We start from the raw sequence: 18,690 nt of genomic DNA, 5'->3' as shown, positions 1-18,690 counted from the left end.
GGAACATAGTGAATTATCGTAGGTAAATATCTTATTAAGGTCTTAGTTGAAACTAAGTAAGTAAAGTCAACGTGGTACTATACTGATGCTCTCTAATAACTTTCTACTTTTTCATCTTAAAGAATCTAAAGTATAATATCTATTATATATCTAATAGCTTCAATAACCATAGAAGATATAATAGATATTATTTCACTTTACATAAGAAAATAAAATTCCGTAATATCTGAACAATAATAATAATTAGTAGTAACTATTAAAACTAAACATTAGAATGTTAAAAAATAGACAAATAGTTTACAATAAGATTTTTTTCACACCTAATGCTACTTTTGAATCATTCATACATTAGAAATTTTAAAATAAAAAACCGCATCTAAAATAGATTAGGCTGAATTTAATGATTTTTTGTTTCTTACCATTTACTGCCAAATGAAGAAACGATTTTATTAATTAATAATTCAATATTTATTGCTGATTGAGTATATCTTATTTCTTCATTAGCCGCTAAATTTTCATCATCATTACCGGGTACGATTGAAATATACTTACTTCCAAATAACCCACTGGTTACTACTTGAGCTTTAGAATCTTTAGGTATTTTAACATCATCATTAATATTTAGATATACTATTGCGTAAAAGCTATTTGGGTCTAAAGTAATTTTCTTTATACTACCAATTTTTATACCTGAAATCATTACATCACTTCCGACTGCTATACCCTCTGCACTCTGAAAATTAGCAGTTACCTGATAACCTTTTGAGCTAGTGATAGAATAACCTGTTTTGTAGGCAAAAATCAAAAATAGCAAGACAATAATTAATACTACAAAGCCGATAATTGTTTCAATAACATTCTGTTTCATTATTTTGTATATTTTATTAATTTACGGTTGCCATCTATTATATTTAAGATATGATGTTTTAGGCGGCTTTTTAGCTATTTTATTAGACATCTTTGCACACTCTACTTCTAGCGGTAATTTATACGTCGATCCAGTACTCGCATCCTCACGTATGTTTATGTACGCTGCGGTGCTGCATTCCGTGTCTCCTTTAAATTCCTCTCTATAAGTGAATTTGGCAAGATGTGTATTATCTTGCCATGGAAAAAGCTGAATATTTTTTGGTATCTCATTTACTAGATGATGTAACCAAACATGCCAACTTGGCGCAATTTTTGTAGGTTCATTTACATTGTTATAAATAACAAATCTCCTTGGACGTCCTAAATAATCAATATTACGGCTTTCATAATATTGATTCAAAAACTCATCTTCTCCTACTTTTTTGTGAAAAAAAGTAATAAAAAACTTATCTATACACGACATTTTAAAATTTCTATAGCAGTTTGTCTTCCTTGCGCTGCAAGCTTATCGGCAGCAATATTACCGCTATTATTTGCATGACCTTTTACCCATTTCCAAATAATAGTATGTTTACTCAATTCTGCGTATAATTTTTGCCATAAATCAGCATTTTTAACTGCTTCATTATTGCTTTTACACCAATTATTTTTTACCCAATTATGAATCCAAGTGGTAATTCCTTGTTGTAAATATTTACTATCAGTATAAATCTCAACATTACAAGATTTTTTCAAAATCCTCAATGCTTCAAGTGCTGCTGTAATTTCCATACGATTATTTGTCGTATCTAATTCATACCCTAATATTTCTTTGCTGGTATCATTAAATTGAAGTAAAGCTCCCCATCCTCCGGGACCAGGATTACCTGCACATGCACCATCAGTATATATAACTACTTTCGATATATTCTCGTTCAATATTTTAATGAGGTTTAGGTTTAGAAGAATTACGAAACTTATCTAACATTATAACATTTGGATTTGGAGATAATGAAGTCTTACAACTTTTATTATTCCTTATTTCCTTTTCATGTTGATGATATTCTTGTACATTTAACAACTGATTAAAAGTTAAGCTGTAATTATTATTGGAATCAATAAAACTGATAAGTGCATCAAAAGGTACGTAAATTATTTCTTTAACACCGTAAAAACTTACAGTTAAAGAAAAGCCAGTATCATTTACTATTAAATTTTCAAACTGATATTGCAATACTATTGTTATTTGTTTTGGATATGCTTGCTTAACTTTTAAGGGTAAAATTACTGCAGGATTATCAGTTCTATATGATATATATATTAACTGATCCCAATATAAATTTTCATGCTGAATTTTTGTTAGAATTTTTTTCACAAATTCTAGCATATATTCATTTACAAATTTTTTATATTCGGTATTCATATGAGAAAAGTACAATAATACACCCTAAACTAAAAATAGGTAGACAAATTTTAATTTGGAAAAGAGGAATCAGTCTTGAGGCTGATAATCGCAGAGTACATACTAGTACGTGAGTGAAGAGATTACCCAAAAGACTTTATTGCCCATTTTTCAAATTAAACAAGTATACGTGAGGGTTTTTCTGTTGCCCGGCAAACCCTCAACCCAAGCCGCGTAGGTTTAAGCTGCAGCTAAAGCTGGAGCACCTACATAACGATCATTATCGTTTGCGCTTCTTTGTTTTGATCCATATGACAAAAGTCATCGGTGGAATCATCCCGAGTAAAAGCAATTTTTTTATTAAGCACGTCGATCCTATTTCGCCCCCAAAATTGTTATTATGGTCGCTCGTTTTACATTCCCGTGTGAAAGCGGGAATCCAGAAAAAGTAACCTTACTATAGGTACATAGTGATAAAACAAACATCAACAATTGTCTACATGTTGACTGGATTCCTGCTTTCGCAGGAGTAACATAAAAACCATATATAACACTTAAATATTGGTGGAGGCGTCGGGTACTGCCCCCGAGTCCGCAACCTCTATTCTAAATTACGTTTATTACTATAGCTATATTAGCACCTAGTATTATACCTTAATTTGATCAAAATGTAAAGGTTAAATAAGAATTCTAGATTTATATTTAAAATGCACTTATAATATGCACTTATAATAAATGTTGAGACTTCTAAATTAAAAACTTATTATGCTACCAAATCTTGGAATTATCGCAGGCAGAGGCTCATTACCTTACTTAATAGCCAAGAATTATACTACGCAAGGCGGTAAATGTTATATAACAGCCATTCAAGGCGAAACCGATATAAACCAAATTAAAAATTTTGAATACAAAGTTTTTAAAATTGGTATGGTTGGGGAAGCTATAAAATATTTTAAGGAGAATGAAGTACAAAATATTATTTTTATAGGCGGTGTTAATAGACCGAATTTTAAAAATTTAGCCGTAGATAAAATAGGCGGTTTATTACTTTTCAAAATACTTGGGCAAAAAATTCGAGGAGATGATAGTTTGCTAAAAACAGTAGCAGATTTTTTTGAAAGTTACGGTTTTAAAGTAATTTCAAGTAACAAAATATATAAAAATCAACAATGTGACTCCAATATTATAACCGATACTCACCCTAAGAGTTCAGATAAAAATGATATTGAGCTTGGAATAAAAATATTAAATCATTTAAGTCCATTCGACATTGCACAATCGGTTATAATTGAAAGTGGCTATATACTTGGTATAGAAGCTGCCGAAGGGACGGATAATTTAATAGCGAGATGTGCAGATTTACGTAAAAATCATCATGAAGGAGTGTTAGTAAAAATACCCAAATTAGGTCAGGATACAAGGCTAGATATCCCGACGATCGGGCCGGGCACTATACAAAACCTTGCTAAGTATAATTATTGCGGTATAGCAATCAAAGCAGGTGAAATGATTGTAGTTGAACAAGAATTAACTGTAAAACTCGCTAATGAACATAAAATTTTTATAGCAAAATGTTAGCAATAGGTATTACCGGTAACTATGCATCAGGAAAAACGTTTATTTTGGATTATCTAGCAGAGAAGGGATATAAAACTTTTTGTGCTGATCGATGTATAAAAAAATTATATCAAGATTTGAGAGTGCAAACTCAAATCTTGAAATTACTACCTGAACTTGAGTATTTCAATATCAGAAAAATCAGTAATTTAATCTATAATAATGACCTATCTAGAGAGAAATTACAAAATTTTATTTACCCATTACTAATAGATAAACTAATTTTATTTAAAAAAGAAAACGCTACTTCCAAATTTGGTTTTGCTGAAATACCTCTACTTTATGAAGCTAAATTTGATCAATATTTTGATTTTGTCGTAACAATATATTGCTCTGAAGAAGTAAGAATGCAAAGAGCGATGACTAGATCTTCGTTTGATATAGCAATTTATAATAAAATCAAAGAAATTCAACTACCACAAGAGAGCAAAATAGCAAAAGCAGATTTTTCTATAAATAGCGGCGTTGATATGTTAGACTTGGAAAAACAAATAAGTAATTTAATAAAAAAGTTAGAATGTCAAGTTTAAGAGAAATAATTTTAGATACCGAAACTACAGGACTTGACCCACAACAAGGTCACCGAATCGTTGAGATTGGTGCTATTGAGATGGTAAATAAGGTATTAACAGGCAGGAATTTTCATTTTTATATTAATCCTGAGCGAGACATGCCGTTTGAGGCTTATAGAATTCACGGCCTTTCCGATGAATTTTTGAAAGATAAACCTTTATTTCATACAATAGCCGATGATTTTTTAGAGTTTATCTCAGATAGTAAACTTATTATTCATAATGCTCCTTTCGATATTAAATTTCTAAATCATGAATTATCATTATTAAAGAGAACAGAAATTAAACTCTTGGAACTAGCAAATACTATTGATACTCTTGTGATGGCTAGAAGCATGTTTCCTGGAGCAAAATATAATCTTGATGCATTATGTAAAAGATTTAAAGTTGATAATTCTGGTAGACAAGTTCACAGTGCTTTGAAAGATGCGGCATTACTTGCAGAAGTGTATGTAGCACTAACAGGTGGTAGACAATCGACTTTTAAGATAGTTGATAGATCTATCAGAATAAATAATTTAGCAACGCATCAAGTAAATAACAAAACACAACAAACTACTATAGTTATTAAACCTACAAAAGAAGAACTACAGAAACATAAAGATTTTATAAATAAGATTTTAACACCGGCTTAAATTGTGATACTAATATCATTTCTACGGTGGCATTGTTGTGTGAATCAAAAAAAAAAATGCACTCAGTATTATACCGTGGTTTGACCACAGTATCCAGTTAAAAAAATTAGCATTTTAAATTGTATTTCTAGATACCTTGGTCAAGCCACGGTATGACAACAAAAAAAACTGATCAACGTGGGAGTGACATTGGACAACCATGACTAACAAAATTAATTTAACAAATTTCTTTGTACTTATAACCTTTATAACACTTATCTCTTTAGGATTTTGGCAGATTAGTCGCTTAAAAGAAAAGAAATTATTTTTAGCCTCAATGCAAGCTAATCTCACTTCACCTGCAATTAATTTAGAAGAACTTGGTAGCAATTTTATTTATCGTAAGGTAAAAATTACTGGTCAATTTTTGCTTAATAAAGACATATATTTATATGGTAGGCGATCAATGTCGAGTGAAAAAGACGGCTATTATTTAGTTACTCCCTTTAAAACTCTAGAAGAACAAATTATTTTAGTAGCACGAGGCTGGTTTAGTAATCGCAATAAAAATATTATTACACAAGCAGCCAATAATCAAAAACATGAAATAATTGGTGTTACTATGCCTTCCGAAAAAACCCGTAGTTACTTACCTGCCAACGATATAAAAAATAATGTGTGGCTAACGTTAGATTTAAAAGCTGCATCCAAAGCTTTAGGGTTAAATCTAGAGAATTTTTATATTATCGAGGAAGGAAAAAACATTAGCAATTTAGATATTTTATTACCTCTTTCAATAAATCATGTAAAAGCTATTAGAAACGACCATTTAGAATACGCCCTAACTTGGTTTGGACTTGCTATTTCCTTAATCGTAATCTATGTAATTTATAAGCGTCATTATAAAATACATAACTTTTGAAAAACGCTTTTTGGTGTCACCCTATGGCTTGCATATGGTATCCAAAAAATAATTTAGAATACTAATAATAGTAGTATTTTAAGCTGGACCCCGTGATTAAGTCACGTGGGGGGGGGTGACAGAGGAAAAATTGATCCACGCAGGAATGACATTGGATCCATACAATATGGCAAAAAAATAATGAGTGACTTACAACAAGAAGCATCTGATCCCAAGTATTCCGTTTGGGTATCGGCATCAGCAGGTACTGGTAAAACCAAGGTCCTAACCGATCGGTTCTTACGCTTATTGATCAAAGGCGTAGAACCTGCAAATATTTTATGCCTTACTTTTACTAATGCTGCTGCTGTAGAAATGCAAGCAAGGATTAATAGTAAACTTAAATATCTTTCTCTTTGCAATGCAGAAAAACTAGAAGAAGAACTGTTTTTAATGCTAGGCAATAAGCCGTTGCAACCAGAACTAGAAAACGCAAAAACTTTATACGATAAAATACTAAATAGCAATGAGCCTTTAAATATCTATACTATCCATGCTTTTTGTCAAAAAATCCTTAAAACTTGTCCTTTAGAAGCAGGTATCACACCGGAATTTAAGATTCTTGAAGAAACTAAACTACAAGATATCTTCCTAAATATTAGAAATGAAATTTACTTAAGCGATGAGCATAATGACTTAATGAAAATTTTACTTAACCGTTTTCATGAAATCACTCTGCAAGATATTTTTAGCGAAATCATAGAGCAAAAAATTAAATTCAAAAAGTTATTTACTCATAAAACTATTCCAGGAGAAATACAAAATAAAAGATTAGCATTAGGAGAATTAAATAATATTTACGATAAGGTAAAAAACTTATTTGTAAAATATGATTTGGAAATAGAACCAAAAGAATTTTTTTTTACCAAAGACGGGAAAAAACGTAAAAGTCTTTTATCGAAAGAATTAATAAGAAAATATCCTAAATTATTATTAGAGCTAGAAAAAATTACCTCTGAAATTTATCACTTAGATGAGCTACGTCGCATAGAGGAACTAGAATATCACACGAATTTACTTACTAAACTTGCTTATATTATTTTAAAAAAATACGATTCATATAAAGAAGAAAATAATTTACTCGATTATGATGATTTAATTTACTACACCGAAAAATTACTAAATAATAAAGCTACGCACGAATGGTTGCTGCATAAGCTGGAGAGTAAAATAAATCATATTTTGGTTGATGAAGCACAAGACACAACCCCCACGCAGTGGAATATTATTACTACTTTAATAACAGAATTTAATGCCATGGATAAGCCAAATAATAGCATTTTTATAGTAGGCGACGATAAACAATCCATCTTCAGTTTTCAAGGTGCCGATCTTCGTAATTTCAGCTTAGTAAATGAGCAACTAAAAGCAAACCTTACAAAGGCTAATAAGAAATTCAAAAATATCACCCTTGAATATTCATATAGATCATGTACAGAGATTTTACAATTTACTCACTATGTTTTGCAAAATATAAAATCTGATTACCCTAATTTATTCTTTCCAGATAATCCTTTAATATCATCATTTCGTACACATCAAGGTACAGTAACAGTTTGGCCCTTAGTGACAAGCAAAAAACAAGAAGAACTTTTTTGGGCATTGCCTGAAGATTATAAAAATTCTAAATCTGCAGCCGATTTACTTATAGAGCAAATTGTAAATTTCATAAAAGAAAAAATAGAAAGCAAAGAAATCTTACCCTCTATCTGTGCAATGAAGAGTGGTTATACGAAGATCAACTTGGAAAATAGCAAGGAGTTTGTAAACCAAGGAGCAGAGTGTATACTAAACGTTCAGTGTCCTAGTCATAGTGATTACAAAAACGATTCAGCCAATTTTTCAAATTCATCGCGTATATCTGAAAAAGATTTTATGATACTAGTACGAAAGCGAGATGAATTTAGTAATAATTTGATAAAAGAACTTAGCAAAGCTAAGCTTAAGATTGAGATAAGTGATAGAATTAATCTTAAAGATCATTTATCGATAATGGATTTAATGTCCGTGGCTAAATTTGTGTTATTACCTGATGATGATTTAAACCTTGCCTGCTTACTAAAATCACCGATTATTGGAATAAATGAGCAGCAATTATATGAACTTCTTATAAATAAAAAAGATCAAAGCCTGTGGGATACTCTATCATTATACCTTGATATATACGAAAAATTAAATTCCTTCATTGAGATTTATAAAACCTCAACTGCCGAGAATTTTTTTACTATAGTAGTTAATAGTCTAAATTTGCGTGAACTCTTAAATGTTCATAACGGCGATGATAGTGATGACATGATAAATGAGTTATTAACATTAAGTAGTAATTATGCGAATGATATTGATAATTCTTTGCAAGGATTCGTCGCTTGGTTTGAAAATAACAATATCTATATTAAACGTAATATGGAACATTCGGATAAAATAAGAGTAATGACTGTACACGGCTCTAAGGGGCTTGAAGCCCCTATTGTTATATTATGTGATTCTACTTCTTTACCGGTAAGCAGCAATAAATTTATTTGGAATGATAACGGGGAAATGTTTTTTTCTGCGAATGCTGCTGATACTCCACAATTTTTGCAAGAACTAAAAGAAGCTGAAAAACTAAAAGATCTACAGGAATATATAAGACTACTCTACGTTGCAATGACGAGAGCTAAAGACCATCTAATTATATGTGGCTTTAGTAATAAAGCTACTACTTCTGAAAACTCTTGGTATAAAATCGCTAAACAAACTTTTGATAAATTTTTTAATTAATAGTTCTTTTATAAGATGCATATTTAATTTTAAATAGCCCTATTATATTAAGATTTAAGAAAATTTTTTGAAAATAAAGCAATAAAATAAAAAAGCTTAAGCAATTACTGCCTTTACATGCAGCAGTTAAAGAAGATAATATTTCAACGTAAGAATATATTTATGTGATGTAAATGCACAAGATATTAACAGTAAAACAGCTCTGTATTATGTAGTACTGAAGTTGAAAATAAAGTAGATAAGCTAGGAGAAGTCATAGAATAAGAATAGGTTGATACATTAACTAAAATAAACTAGTATATTAATCTAGTAAAAATATGAAGAACTATTGGAATCTTTGAAGCTAAAACCCATGTGTCTGAAATTGTTTAAAAAGAGAAGAAATTTGTATAATAAATTGAGTTCAAGAAATCGCTATTACGTTTAAAAAATATTATCACAATAAAAATAGAAGAAGCTTTTATTAGGCCACAGAATTTAAAAAAACGTCTTCCTCTTGGCAGTTTTCAGGATATTATTGAAACGAAAATGAAGGAAGTAAATGAATTTATTATTGACTGCTCTATAGTTATGTCGTCGATGTTTGTCTGAAGAAAATCAACTTGAGATACATGTTTTATTCTCTGCTATAAACAGAATAAAGAATTAAGCTAGAAGATTATCAAGAATATTTAGAAACTATTCAGCATTTGCCAATTTATATTGATAAATTCTCATGTATGCCTAAATCTTTGTATTTTATTAATGAACTAGCGATACAAAATAAATTATTTACTATGATACTTCTTACCTAGAACTTGCTATAATGATCAATACTAAAATAGCCACTTTCAACAAAAAAATAATAAAAGCATGCCATAAACAAACCCATAATTTGATCAGCGTTGTTGCGTGCATCAATTTTCTGATTGTCATCCCGCAGCTTGTGAGCTAGATCCAGTTTAAAATACTAAAATTATTAGTACTGTAAATTATTATTTTGGATACCGTGGTCAAGCTACGGTATGACGCTGAACACGTTTTTCGCTCTACGTAACAATGCCCGCTCCACAATGAAGACTCGGATATACATCACGCAAGTGAGCCTTAAGTTAGTGGGTATGGCATCGGCAAGCCAAGCAACAACATTTGTTTATATTAGATTAAACTAACAAGTCTCTATAAGTCTAGGATTAGAATCACCAATCAATATACTGAATCCTTCTAGTCTGTTTATTACCGTAATCACTATGGTTTTAGGAACGCATGAATAAGCAAAAAATCTTTTAATAATACTATTTCAAACTTAGCAGTTATATTCCCTTGAGAATCAGCTTTAACTAATACTTTTGACCTGGACTTATTTTACTAATCACTTCTTTACTAATGTTTATACCATTAATTCTTATTACTTTATTAAAATTCTTAGTTCTAATAATAGTAGCTTCCACAAAGCCCGTATAAGAATATCTATTCTATTTTGATTATTAGAAGCAGAATTAGGAACTGCTCTCGATCTCATAGTATTAGCTAACATACATGCCAAGCTAAGAGCTGCATCTTATGAACTAATATTACAGCACCAATATCGGTGTAATTTGTTAAATTTGTGTTTGTCGTTTCTGAACTAACTAAACCGGCCATAGGTAAATTAATACCACTAACTCTAGCTATTGGTAAATCAGTACTTGTAGAGTCAATAATCATTCCCACATTTAGGATTGGACTAAAAATAGCAAGAATTACTACTGAATCAACTAAAAATAATAGTATCCACTACTGAAACAGCAATCAAATTTTGGTTTACTGTAGTAGTCTCTATATCAGCATTATTTCTAATATTTTGTCGCATCATAATTTATTTTCTATTTTAATTACTATTGAAAATAGCATTATATAACAAAATTAATAAAGGTAAATATATTAACTATTATTTTCCTCCTGCTGTTTATACCAAAGTTCTGCGTAATAGCCTTTGTGCTGTAACAAGCTTTTATGGTTGCCTTGCTCTATTATATAGCCACTATCTAAAACAATAATTTCATCTGCATCAATAATAGTCGATAATCTATGAGCAATGATCAGGGTAGCATGGTGTGTCAAGACTTCTTTAAGGCTTAATTGAATTAGCTTTTCGGTTTTAGTATCAAGCGAGCTAGTTGCTTCGTCAAAAACATATATTGCTGGATTTTTATGATTATTCTTGCTATCGCTATACGTTGTTTCTCACCGCCTGAAAGCTTTAAGCCTCTCTCGCCTACCTGCGTATCATAGCCTTCAGGCAGCATGCTAATAAAATCATGAATATGGGCATGTTTTGAGGCTGCTATAACTTCATCAAAACTTACTGTATTATTACCGTATGCGATATTGTAATATATCGTACCGTTAAACAATACTATATCTTGCGGCACAATTCCGATACATTTACGAAGCGATTGTTGCGTAACTTCTCTTATATCTTGATCGTCTATAGCAATACTACCGCTACTAATATCGTAAAATCTAAAAAGCAAGCGTGAGATAGTTGATTTACCTGCCCCACTACTACCAACTACTGCTAAGGTTTTGCCACGTCCGATCGTAAAGCTTATATTATGCAAAATCAGACGTTCCTGATTATAAGCGAAACTAACATTATCAAAAGTAACCTCACCTTTTAAGATAATTAACTCCTTAGCATTTACCGCATCCTGTACTTCCGCCGGTATATTAAGCAGCTTAAACATATCTTCCATACTAACTAGAGCATTCTTAATTTCCCTATAAGCAAACCCAAGTATTGAAAGTGGAATTGATAATTGAAATAGGTAAGTATTAACCATTATTAAATCACCGACGGTCATTTTATTTTGGTTAATAGCATTTACCGAAAGTATCATTAAAGAAACAAGCCCTAAGGATATAATAATATCCTGCCCGATATTTAAAATCGATAGACTGTTAGTAGTTTTAGTGGATGATCTTTCATAAGTTTGTAAAGCCTCATGAAATTTCACTGCCTCATATTCCTCATTACCAAAATATTTAATGGTTTCGAAATTCAACAAACTATCGATTACCCTATTATTAGCATTGTTGTCGCTTTGATTCATTTCCCTTACAAAGGAAATCCTCCAAATGCTAATTAGGAAAGTATAACCACCATAAACTATCATTGTTATTAAAATAGTCATGGCAAACCATATACCATAAACATACCATAACATCCCACTTACAAGTACGATTTCTACGCTTGTCGGGAAAATACTAAATAGTGAATACCGCAATACCGCTTCAATACCTTTAGTGCCACGCTCTATTGATCTACTTAAGACTCCTGTTTTTCGGGTAACATGAAAACGTATACTTAAATTATGCATTATGTTTAAAAACATTTAGAGCAACTAAGCGAGTCGCCTGATGCCCTACTTTTGAAAAAATGATATTTCGCAGCTCACTGAAAATTTGGACAAGAATTTTAGCACTACCATATAAAAAAATAATCCCAATAATAACCGAAAGAGCAAAGTTTTTATTTAATCCGTCTATTATATATTTATAAACAATCGGAACAAAAATATTGATTATTTTAGCTATGACTAGACAAATAAGAGAGACAACAATACGTAACCTAATATCAAAATTCTTCGACCATAAATAAGGAAGAAGTAGATAGAATGAATTTTTATTATTGTTGTTTTTGAACATTGCTATTGAGGTTTGTGTGAATTTGTATGGCTTTGTCATTCAGTCAGAATGTAGCAGGTGTGACCCGATTGTCATGCACGCGTAGACGAGCATCCAGAAAATACTTACCTAAATCTTCCAATCAGGATTGAGTTTTTCTATTAATTTTATTTTCCAACTACGAGGCCACTTCTTTTTTATTATTTATTTTTTCTGGATTCCCGCCTACACACGGGAAGGTATTGTGGTGTAGATCGAGTCCACCCCTGTCATCTCCACGACTTGTGAGCTAGATTCAGTTTAAAATACTAAAATTATTAGTATTGTAAGTTTATTTTTTGGATACCGTGGTCAAACCACATTATGACATCGAACGCGTTTTGCGATCTATACAGCAATGCTTATGCGGAAATGATATAGAGCGCCCACTAGCTCTTTTACTTCCTACACACTGGCGGCGGCAGGTGGAGTCTTCTTCGGCTGTCCTTCTAACAACTTATCAAGCCTGCCTTCTTCATTAAGCTTCTGTAAATCATCATTACCACCTATATGAATATTATTTATAAATATCTGTGGGACGGTTCTGCTGCCACCAGCTTTCTTAATTAACTTTTCTTTCTCTTCCTGAGTAAAATTACTTACTTCAATTTCCTCATAAACTACCTCTTTCTTATCAAGCAACGCTTTAGCTTTGATACAATAAGGACAACTAGCGAGAGTATAAATAATGATCGTATGTAATATAGTTTTATTCACAATGTTATATTTTTTTGTTAGATTTTAATATATTATCTTAAAATATAGTTTTTAAAGCAAGTAAAAATGCATGAATAATTTTTCTATTATCTCAGAATATAAACCGGCAGGAGATCAGCCAAAAGCAATAGATGAAATTATAGCAGGATTAAATAGCAAGAAACGTTCCCAAATGTTGCTCGGTATTACGGGATCAGGTAAGACTTTTACTATGGCGAATATTATTGCAAGAATGAATCGCCCTACTCTTATTATGGCACATAATAAAACTTTAGCTGCTCAAATTTATTCAGAAATGAAATTGATGTTCCCGAAAAATGCCATTGAGTATTTTGTCTCATATTATGATTATTATCAGCCCGAAGCTTATATAGCACGCACTGATACTTTTATAGAAAAAGACTCATCAATTAACGAGCAGATTGATTTAATGCGTCATTCCGCTACAAGATCACTCTTAGAAAGACGTGACGTTATAGTAGTTTCTTCCGTTTCATGTATTTACGGGCTTGGCTCTCCTAATTTATATTACCAAATGACGGTTAATTTAGAATCAGGTAAAAGCTACCCTCGTGATAAACTACTAAGTGATTTGGTAAATCTGCAATATGAGCGTAATGATATTGGGTTTGAACGTGGCTGTTTTCGGGTTAAAGGTGATAATATCGATATTTTTCCATCACATTATAGCGATAAAGCTTGGCGTTTATCGTTTGTTGGCAATGAACTCGAATATATACATGAATTTGATCCCCTAACAGGCACAAAACTTGCTAAACTCGATAAAGCTATGGTCTTTGGTAATTCACATTTCGTGATACCGCAAGAAACAGTAAATAAAGCCATATCAGAGATTGAGGTAGAGTTACAAAAACGCTTAGAATTATTAAAGTCACAAAATAAAATACTTGAAACCCAAAGACTAAATCAACGTACTCAATATGATCTTGAAATGTTAACTACAACCGGTAGCTGTAAAGGCATTGAAAATTATTCGAGATTCCTTACAGGACGTAACGCCGGTGAGCCACCACCGACTTTGTTTGAGTATCTACCGAAAGATGCGTTATTATTTGTTGATGAAAGCCATGTATCCGTACCACAAATTAGAGCGATGTACAACGGTGATCGAGCAAGAAAAAAAGTATTGGTAGAGCATGGGTTTCGTCTGCCTTCTGCTCTTGATAATAGACCCTTAAAATTTGAAGAATGGGAAAAATTTAGACCGCAAACCATTTTTGTATCTGCAACTCCGGGACCATTCGAGTTAGAAGAAACCGGCGGCCTTGTAGTAGAATTAATTATCAGACCTACGGGACTGCTTGATCCTGAATGCATTATAAAGCCTGCTACTAACCAAGTTGAGGATTTAATTAGCGAGATTCAAACCACTATTGCTAAAGGTTTGCGTGTTTTAGTCACCACCTTAACAAAAAAAATGGCAGAAGATTTAACTACCTATTTACAGGAACTAAAATATAAAAGCTCTTATTTACATTCTAACGTTCATACACTTGAACGTCTTGAAATATTAAGAGATTTAAGACAAGGTACTATCAATATTTTAGTAGGTATTAATTTGCTTCGTGAGGGACTTGATATCCCTGAATGCGGTTTAGTAGCCATACTTGATGCTGACAAGGAAGGGTTTTTACGGTCAGAAGTATCGTTAATACAAACGATTGGAAGAGCTGCACGCAATAGCGAGGGCAGAGTAATACTTTATGCTGATAAAATAACTAAATCTATTGATAAAGCTGTTAGTGAAACGATGCGTAGACGACAGATTCAACAAGAATATAATGAAAAACACGGCATAATTCCACAAACTATCAACCGTACTATTTACGCTTTAACAGCACTTAAGAAAATCGATAGTAAACTTGATAAAAAACAAGCTCATATTTTATTTGATAACCCTGCTAAACTAAAAGCTCATATTTACAAATTAAAAAAAGCAATGCTTAAAGCTGCAAGTAATCTTGAATTTGAACAAGCCACAAAACTTCGTGATCAGCTAAAAAATCTAGAAGAGGCAGCGTTGGAATTGAGCTAATATTTTTATTTAATGTCAAGAGAGCAGAAGTAAACACAGTTTAATTTGGAAAAGAGCAAGGTAATACGAAGCTTTTGACCGCAGTGTAATTTGACCTAGGTGAGGATCAAAAGTGAGAAACAACGACACCAATTTTTCAAATAAAACAACTATACCTAAAGCTTTTCCTATGATACGGTGATAAGCCATGCGTATTAATAGCTTGGATATGTTCTTTAGTACCGTAGCCGGAATTTTTGTACCATAAATATTGTGGAAATTCAGTGCTTAAATCTAACATCAAACGATCCCTAGTAATTTTTGCAACAATAGAAGCCGCTGCAATCGATAACGATAAATTATCACCCTTAATTATACTAACAAATCTCTTGTCATTAAACTGCATATTACCATCAACTAAAACTATTTCCGGTTTAATAGTAAGATTTGCTGCAGCAATAGAACAAGCTTTTTTAGTTGCTTCTAATATATTAATCTCATCAATTTCGGTATGGGAAATAATAGCGGTTGACCAAATATAATTACTGGTTATTTGCTCATACAATAATTCTCTTTTCCTTTTAGAAAGCTTTTTAGAATCTTTAATACCTGTGATAATATTTGTATTATCTATTACAACGGCACTAGCTACTACCGGACCTGCGAGCGGTCCTCGACCTGCTTCATCTATACCGGCTACAATATACTCCTGATATTTCTTCTCATACTGTAATAAGTCTATTTCCATAATTGTATTTTTTAAATTTTTCGTGTATACTCATTTAGTTATTTAGTTTGAAAATTGGCGTCGTTGCATGGACTAATATCACTCCCGCATAGGTTGGAATCCAGAAAAATAACCTTAATAAAAATTACACATTAATTAACAAAATTAACCTAAAACAACAAGTTGTTTATAATAGGTTTTCTGGATTCCAGCCTATGCGGGAGTGATATTGGTCGTTTTTTAAAAACTATGCAACAAAACCTAAAATAACTTAGAATTATAGAAAAGTAAAAGTGCAAAATTATTTTCAATTATTAGGGCTACAGCAAGATTATAATATTGATCTTAAGATACTAGAAAAGCAATATTTTGCTATGCAGGTAAAATATCATCCTGATAAAGCAAAAACTTTGCAAGAAAAGGAACAAAATCTAATTATTGCGGCTGAATTAAATAAAGCTTACTCTACTCTTAAAGATGCCTTAAAACGTGCCGAATATATGCTGCTTTTGCAAAATATAAACTTGAATGACCAAAAGGCACGCACTCTACTTTCTAGCCTAGAGTTAAGCATATTTTGGGATGAAATGGAAATAATTGAAAATACTACTATATGTAGTGATCTAGAAAAAATAAAAGCTAAATATGAATTAATGGAAAAACACGAAATTGATTCTTTAAAACAAGCTTTTGAAGAACAAAATCTATCAGATGCGACTATAAAAACTAGCAAACTTAAATATATTGGAACATTGCTTAATAAGCTGCAAAAAAAAATAAAATCATGCAAATAATAGAAATTAAGGAACCGGAGCAAGCTGATTTTAAACAAGAACGGCAAATAGCAGTCGGTATTGATTTTGGTACTACTAACTCATTAATAGCTGTTTCAACTAATAGAAAAGTTAAAGTTATTAAGACTATCGATGATAAAGAATTAATTCCGACTACTATAGAATTTACAGACGGAAATTTTACGATAGGTAATAATAACGGATTGCGTTCTATTAAAAGACTATTCGGGAAAACATTAAAAGAAATTCTAAATACGCCCATACTTTTTTCGTTAGTTAAAGATTATCTAGATATAAATAGTGATAAACCTAAGCTAAATTTTGCCAATAAAAGGATGCGAATTCCTGAAATTGCAGCAGAAGTTTTTATTTATCTAAAAAATCAAGCAGAGAAGCAATTAAAGACTAATATAACTAAAGCAGTTATAACGGTACCTGCACATTTTAATGATGCAGCAAGAGGCGAAGTAATACTTGCTGCTAAAATAGCAGGTCTTGAAGTATTAAGACTCATTGCCGAACCTACTGCTGCTGCCTATGCTTACGGCTTAAATAAAAATAGACTCACTAGAAAGCTCCCTTATAGAGAGGAATTTGTAGGAAACATGCTGCAGCACAGCACCGCAACGTATAAAGCAGTACGTGAGGATCCGAGCAGCGGATTGACGCACAAGTTACCTCTAGAAGTAGAACTGCCTGAGGAGTCTAATCAAAACGGTTATTATTTAGTATATGACCTAGGCGGTGGCACTTTTGATGTATCTATTCTTAATATACAAGAAGGTATTTTTCAAGTTATAGCAACAAATGGCGATAATATGCTTGGTGGTGACGATATAGATGTAGTAATTACACAATATCTTTGTAATAAATTTGATTTACCTGATTCTATAGATACTTTACAACTTACAAAAAAAGTAAAAGAAACATTAACATATGAAGATAATTTTAATAATGATAACATATCACTGAATAAGCAAACATTAGAATTATTAATTTTACCTTTAATAAAACGTACTATCAATATAGCCAAAGAGTGTTTAGAACAAGCAGGAAATCCAAATATAGATGGAGTTATTTTAGTAGGAGGTGCAACCCGCATTTCTTTAATAAAAAATGAATTATATAAAGCATTTAAAGTAGATATTCTCTCAGATATCGATCCTGACAAAGCAGTTGTATGGGGGGCTGCATTACAAGCAGAAAATTTAATAACACCACATACAAATTCATTATTGATTGATGTAGTACCTTTATCGCTGGGCATGGAATTATATGGCGGCATAGTTGAAAAAATCATCATGCGTAATACTCCGATTCCTATTTCAGTAGTAAAAGAATTTACAACTTATGCCGACAATCAAACCGGTATACAATTTCATATATTGCAAGGTGAACGTGAAATGGCAGTAGATTGTCGCAGCCTTGCAAGATTTGAGTTAAAAGGATTACCACCAATGAAAGCAGGTGATATTAGAGTTGAAGTTACTTTTGCTATTGACGCAGACGGTATATTATCCGTTTCTGCTTATGAGAAAATCAGTCATACATCACATACTATAGAAGTAAAACCAAATCACGGTATTGATAAAACGGAGATTGATATTATGCTAGAAAAAGCTTATAAAAATGCTAAAATAGATTATACTACAAGATTATTACAAGAAGCAGTAATTAATGCAGAGTCTTTAATCTTTAACATAGAACGTGCGATAGCAAAATTAACAACGTTATTATCAGAAAGTGAGATATCTATAATTAATTCTTTATTAGATAACATAAAAGAAGCTGCACGTACTAGAGATCCGATCTTAATTAATAATTCTATTAAAGATTTTAAATCCAAAATACAAAAATCTATTGATACAAAGTTTAATATAATAATTAATGATTTGCTAAAAGGTAAAAATATCAATCATATTCAATAGCCTCAGTTATATATAAAATAATTATAT

The 18,690-nt window shown here is 31.5% G+C and carries 14 protein-coding genes, 1 other RNA gene and 3 pseudogenes; 9 read left to right on the top strand and 9 right to left on the bottom strand.

Annotated elements, in window-relative coordinates; translation table 11 throughout:
- Positions 1-415: 415 nt before the first annotated feature.
- From mlaD to ssrA, 5 genes are all read right to left on the bottom strand, one after another.
- A complete protein-coding gene (gene mlaD / locus A1E_RS01050; protein WP_012148373.1) occupies positions 416-868 on the bottom strand; it encodes an outer membrane lipid asymmetry maintenance protein MlaD in 453 nt (150 codons plus the stop codon).
- 21 nt (positions 869-889) lie between these two features.
- Complete coding sequence (locus tag A1E_RS01045; RefSeq protein ID WP_012148372.1) at positions 890-1,333, bottom strand: NADH-ubiquinone oxidoreductase subunit NDUFA12 family protein; 444 nt, start codon at positions 1,331-1,333, stop codon at positions 890-892.
- A complete protein-coding gene (gene rnhA, locus A1E_RS01040) occupies positions 1,321-1,788 on the bottom strand; it encodes a ribonuclease HI (RefSeq protein ID WP_012148371.1) in 468 nt (155 codons plus the stop codon). The genes A1E_RS01045 and rnhA overlap by 13 nt, the downstream gene beginning before the upstream one ends.
- Positions 1,789-1,792: 4 nt before the next feature.
- Complete coding sequence (locus A1E_RS01035; RefSeq protein WP_012148370.1) at positions 1,793-2,272, bottom strand: SspB family protein; 480 nt, start codon at positions 2,270-2,272, stop codon at positions 1,793-1,795.
- Between the two features lie 168 nt (positions 2,273-2,440).
- Positions 2,441-2,930, bottom strand: a transfer-messenger RNA (tmRNA) gene (ssrA, locus tag A1E_RS05275).
- Positions 2,931-3,016: 86 nt separating this feature from the next.
- On the opposite strand from ssrA, the gene A1E_RS01030 reads away from it, so the two are divergent.
- From A1E_RS01030 to A1E_RS07375, 6 genes and pseudogenes are all read left to right on the top strand, one after another.
- Positions 3,017-3,829: an LpxI family protein gene (locus tag A1E_RS01030; protein ID WP_012148369.1), complete on the top strand. Its 813-nt coding sequence runs from the start codon at positions 3,017-3,019 to the stop codon at positions 3,827-3,829.
- The gene (gene coaE / locus A1E_RS01025) at positions 3,823-4,398 is read left to right on the top strand and encodes a dephospho-CoA kinase (RefSeq protein WP_012148368.1); all 576 of its coding nucleotides are present in this window, start codon (positions 3,823-3,825) and stop codon (positions 4,396-4,398) included. Before A1E_RS01030 ends, coaE begins: the two co-directional genes overlap by 7 nt.
- Complete coding sequence (dnaQ, locus tag A1E_RS01020; RefSeq protein ID WP_012148367.1) at positions 4,386-5,075, top strand: DNA polymerase III subunit epsilon; 690 nt, start codon at positions 4,386-4,388, stop codon at positions 5,073-5,075. The genes coaE and dnaQ overlap by 13 nt, the downstream gene beginning before the upstream one ends.
- Before the next feature lie 199 nt (positions 5,076-5,274).
- Positions 5,275-5,976 carry an SURF1 family protein gene (locus tag A1E_RS01015; protein ID WP_012148366.1) on the top strand — a complete coding sequence of 234 codons (702 nt, stop codon included), beginning with the start codon at positions 5,275-5,277 and terminating at the stop codon, positions 5,974-5,976.
- A gap of 180 nt (positions 5,977-6,156) precedes the next feature.
- Positions 6,157-7,719 (top strand): annotated as a pseudogene (locus tag A1E_RS07380) (UvrD-helicase domain-containing protein); the annotation flags it as partial.
- Between the two features lie 138 nt (positions 7,720-7,857).
- A pseudogene (locus tag A1E_RS07375) lies at positions 7,858-8,775 on the top strand (3'-5' exonuclease); the annotation flags it as partial.
- Positions 8,776-10,284: 1,509 nt separating this feature from the next.
- Here A1E_RS07375 and A1E_RS06050 read toward each other — a convergent pair.
- The 3 genes and pseudogenes from A1E_RS06050 to grxC form a co-directional block, all read right to left on the bottom strand.
- The gene (locus tag A1E_RS06050; protein WP_012148363.1) at positions 10,285-10,461 is read right to left on the bottom strand and encodes a hypothetical protein; all 177 of its coding nucleotides are present in this window, start codon (positions 10,459-10,461) and stop codon (positions 10,285-10,287) included.
- 216 nt (positions 10,462-10,677) lie between these two features.
- A pseudogene (locus A1E_RS01005) lies at positions 10,678-12,444 on the bottom strand (ABCB family ABC transporter ATP-binding protein/permease).
- Between the two features lie 423 nt (positions 12,445-12,867).
- Positions 12,868-13,179, bottom strand: coding sequence for a glutaredoxin 3 (grxC, locus tag A1E_RS01000; RefSeq protein ID WP_012148361.1), 312 nt, complete (start codon positions 13,177-13,179; stop codon positions 12,868-12,870).
- Between the two features lie 70 nt (positions 13,180-13,249).
- Here grxC and uvrB point away from each other — a divergent pair, with 70 nt between their 5' ends.
- Positions 13,250-15,235 carry an excinuclease ABC subunit UvrB gene (uvrB, locus tag A1E_RS00995; protein ID WP_012148360.1) on the top strand — a complete coding sequence of 662 codons (1,986 nt, stop codon included), beginning with the start codon at positions 13,250-13,252 and terminating at the stop codon, positions 15,233-15,235.
- A 136-nt stretch (positions 15,236-15,371) separates the two neighbouring features.
- On the opposite strand, the gene A1E_RS00990 is transcribed toward uvrB, so the two are convergent.
- Positions 15,372-15,962: a ribonuclease HII gene (locus A1E_RS00990; protein WP_012148359.1), complete on the bottom strand. Its 591-nt coding sequence runs from the start codon at positions 15,960-15,962 to the stop codon at positions 15,372-15,374.
- 272 nt (positions 15,963-16,234) lie between these two features.
- On the opposite strand from A1E_RS00990, the gene hscB reads away from it, so the two are divergent.
- Complete coding sequence (hscB, locus tag A1E_RS00985; protein WP_012148358.1) at positions 16,235-16,735, top strand: Fe-S protein assembly co-chaperone HscB; 501 nt, start codon at positions 16,235-16,237, stop codon at positions 16,733-16,735.
- Complete coding sequence (hscA, locus tag A1E_RS00980) at positions 16,726-18,663, top strand: Fe-S protein assembly chaperone HscA (protein ID WP_012148357.1); 1,938 nt, start codon at positions 16,726-16,728, stop codon at positions 18,661-18,663. The genes hscB and hscA overlap by 10 nt, the downstream gene beginning before the upstream one ends.
- Positions 18,664-18,690 lie beyond the last annotated feature (27 nt).

This window comes from Rickettsia canadensis str. McKiel (assembly GCF_000014345.1).
GTDB classification, from domain to species: domain Bacteria; phylum Pseudomonadota; class Alphaproteobacteria; order Rickettsiales; family Rickettsiaceae; genus Rickettsia; species Rickettsia canadensis.
This window is presented reverse-complemented; position numbering and strand designations above follow the sequence as displayed.

Bases quoted from the DNA above. Each gene is read 5' to 3' on its own strand.
- dnaQ (WP_012148367.1), top strand. From the start codon at position 4,386: ATGTCAAGTTTAAGAGAAATAATTTTAGATACCGAAACTACAGGACTT.
- A1E_RS01030 (WP_012148369.1), top strand. From the start codon at position 3,017: ATGCTACCAAATCTTGGAATTATCGCAGGCAGAGGCTCATTACCTTAC.
- coaE (WP_012148368.1), top strand. From the start codon at position 3,823: ATGTTAGCAATAGGTATTACCGGTAACTATGCATCAGGAAAAACGTTT.
- A1E_RS06050 (WP_012148363.1), bottom strand. From the start codon at position 10,461: ATGATTATTGACTCTACAAGTACTGATTTACCAATAGCTAGAGTTAGT.
- mlaD (WP_012148373.1), bottom strand. From the start codon at position 868: ATGAAACAGAATGTTATTGAAACAATTATCGGCTTTGTAGTATTAATT.
- A1E_RS01035 (WP_012148370.1), bottom strand. From the start codon at position 2,272: ATGAATACCGAATATAAAAAATTTGTAAATGAATATATGCTAGAATTT.
- A1E_RS00990 (WP_012148359.1), bottom strand. From the start codon at position 15,962: ATGGAAATAGACTTATTACAGTATGAGAAGAAATATCAGGAGTATATT.
- A1E_RS01045 (WP_012148372.1), bottom strand. From the start codon at position 1,333: ATGTCGTGTATAGATAAGTTTTTTATTACTTTTTTTCACAAAAAAGTA.
- hscA (WP_012148357.1), top strand. From the start codon at position 16,726: ATGCAAATAATAGAAATTAAGGAACCGGAGCAAGCTGATTTTAAACAA.
- uvrB (WP_012148360.1), top strand. From the start codon at position 13,250: ATGAATAATTTTTCTATTATCTCAGAATATAAACCGGCAGGAGATCAG.
- A1E_RS01015 (WP_012148366.1), top strand. From the start codon at position 5,275: ATGACTAACAAAATTAATTTAACAAATTTCTTTGTACTTATAACCTTT.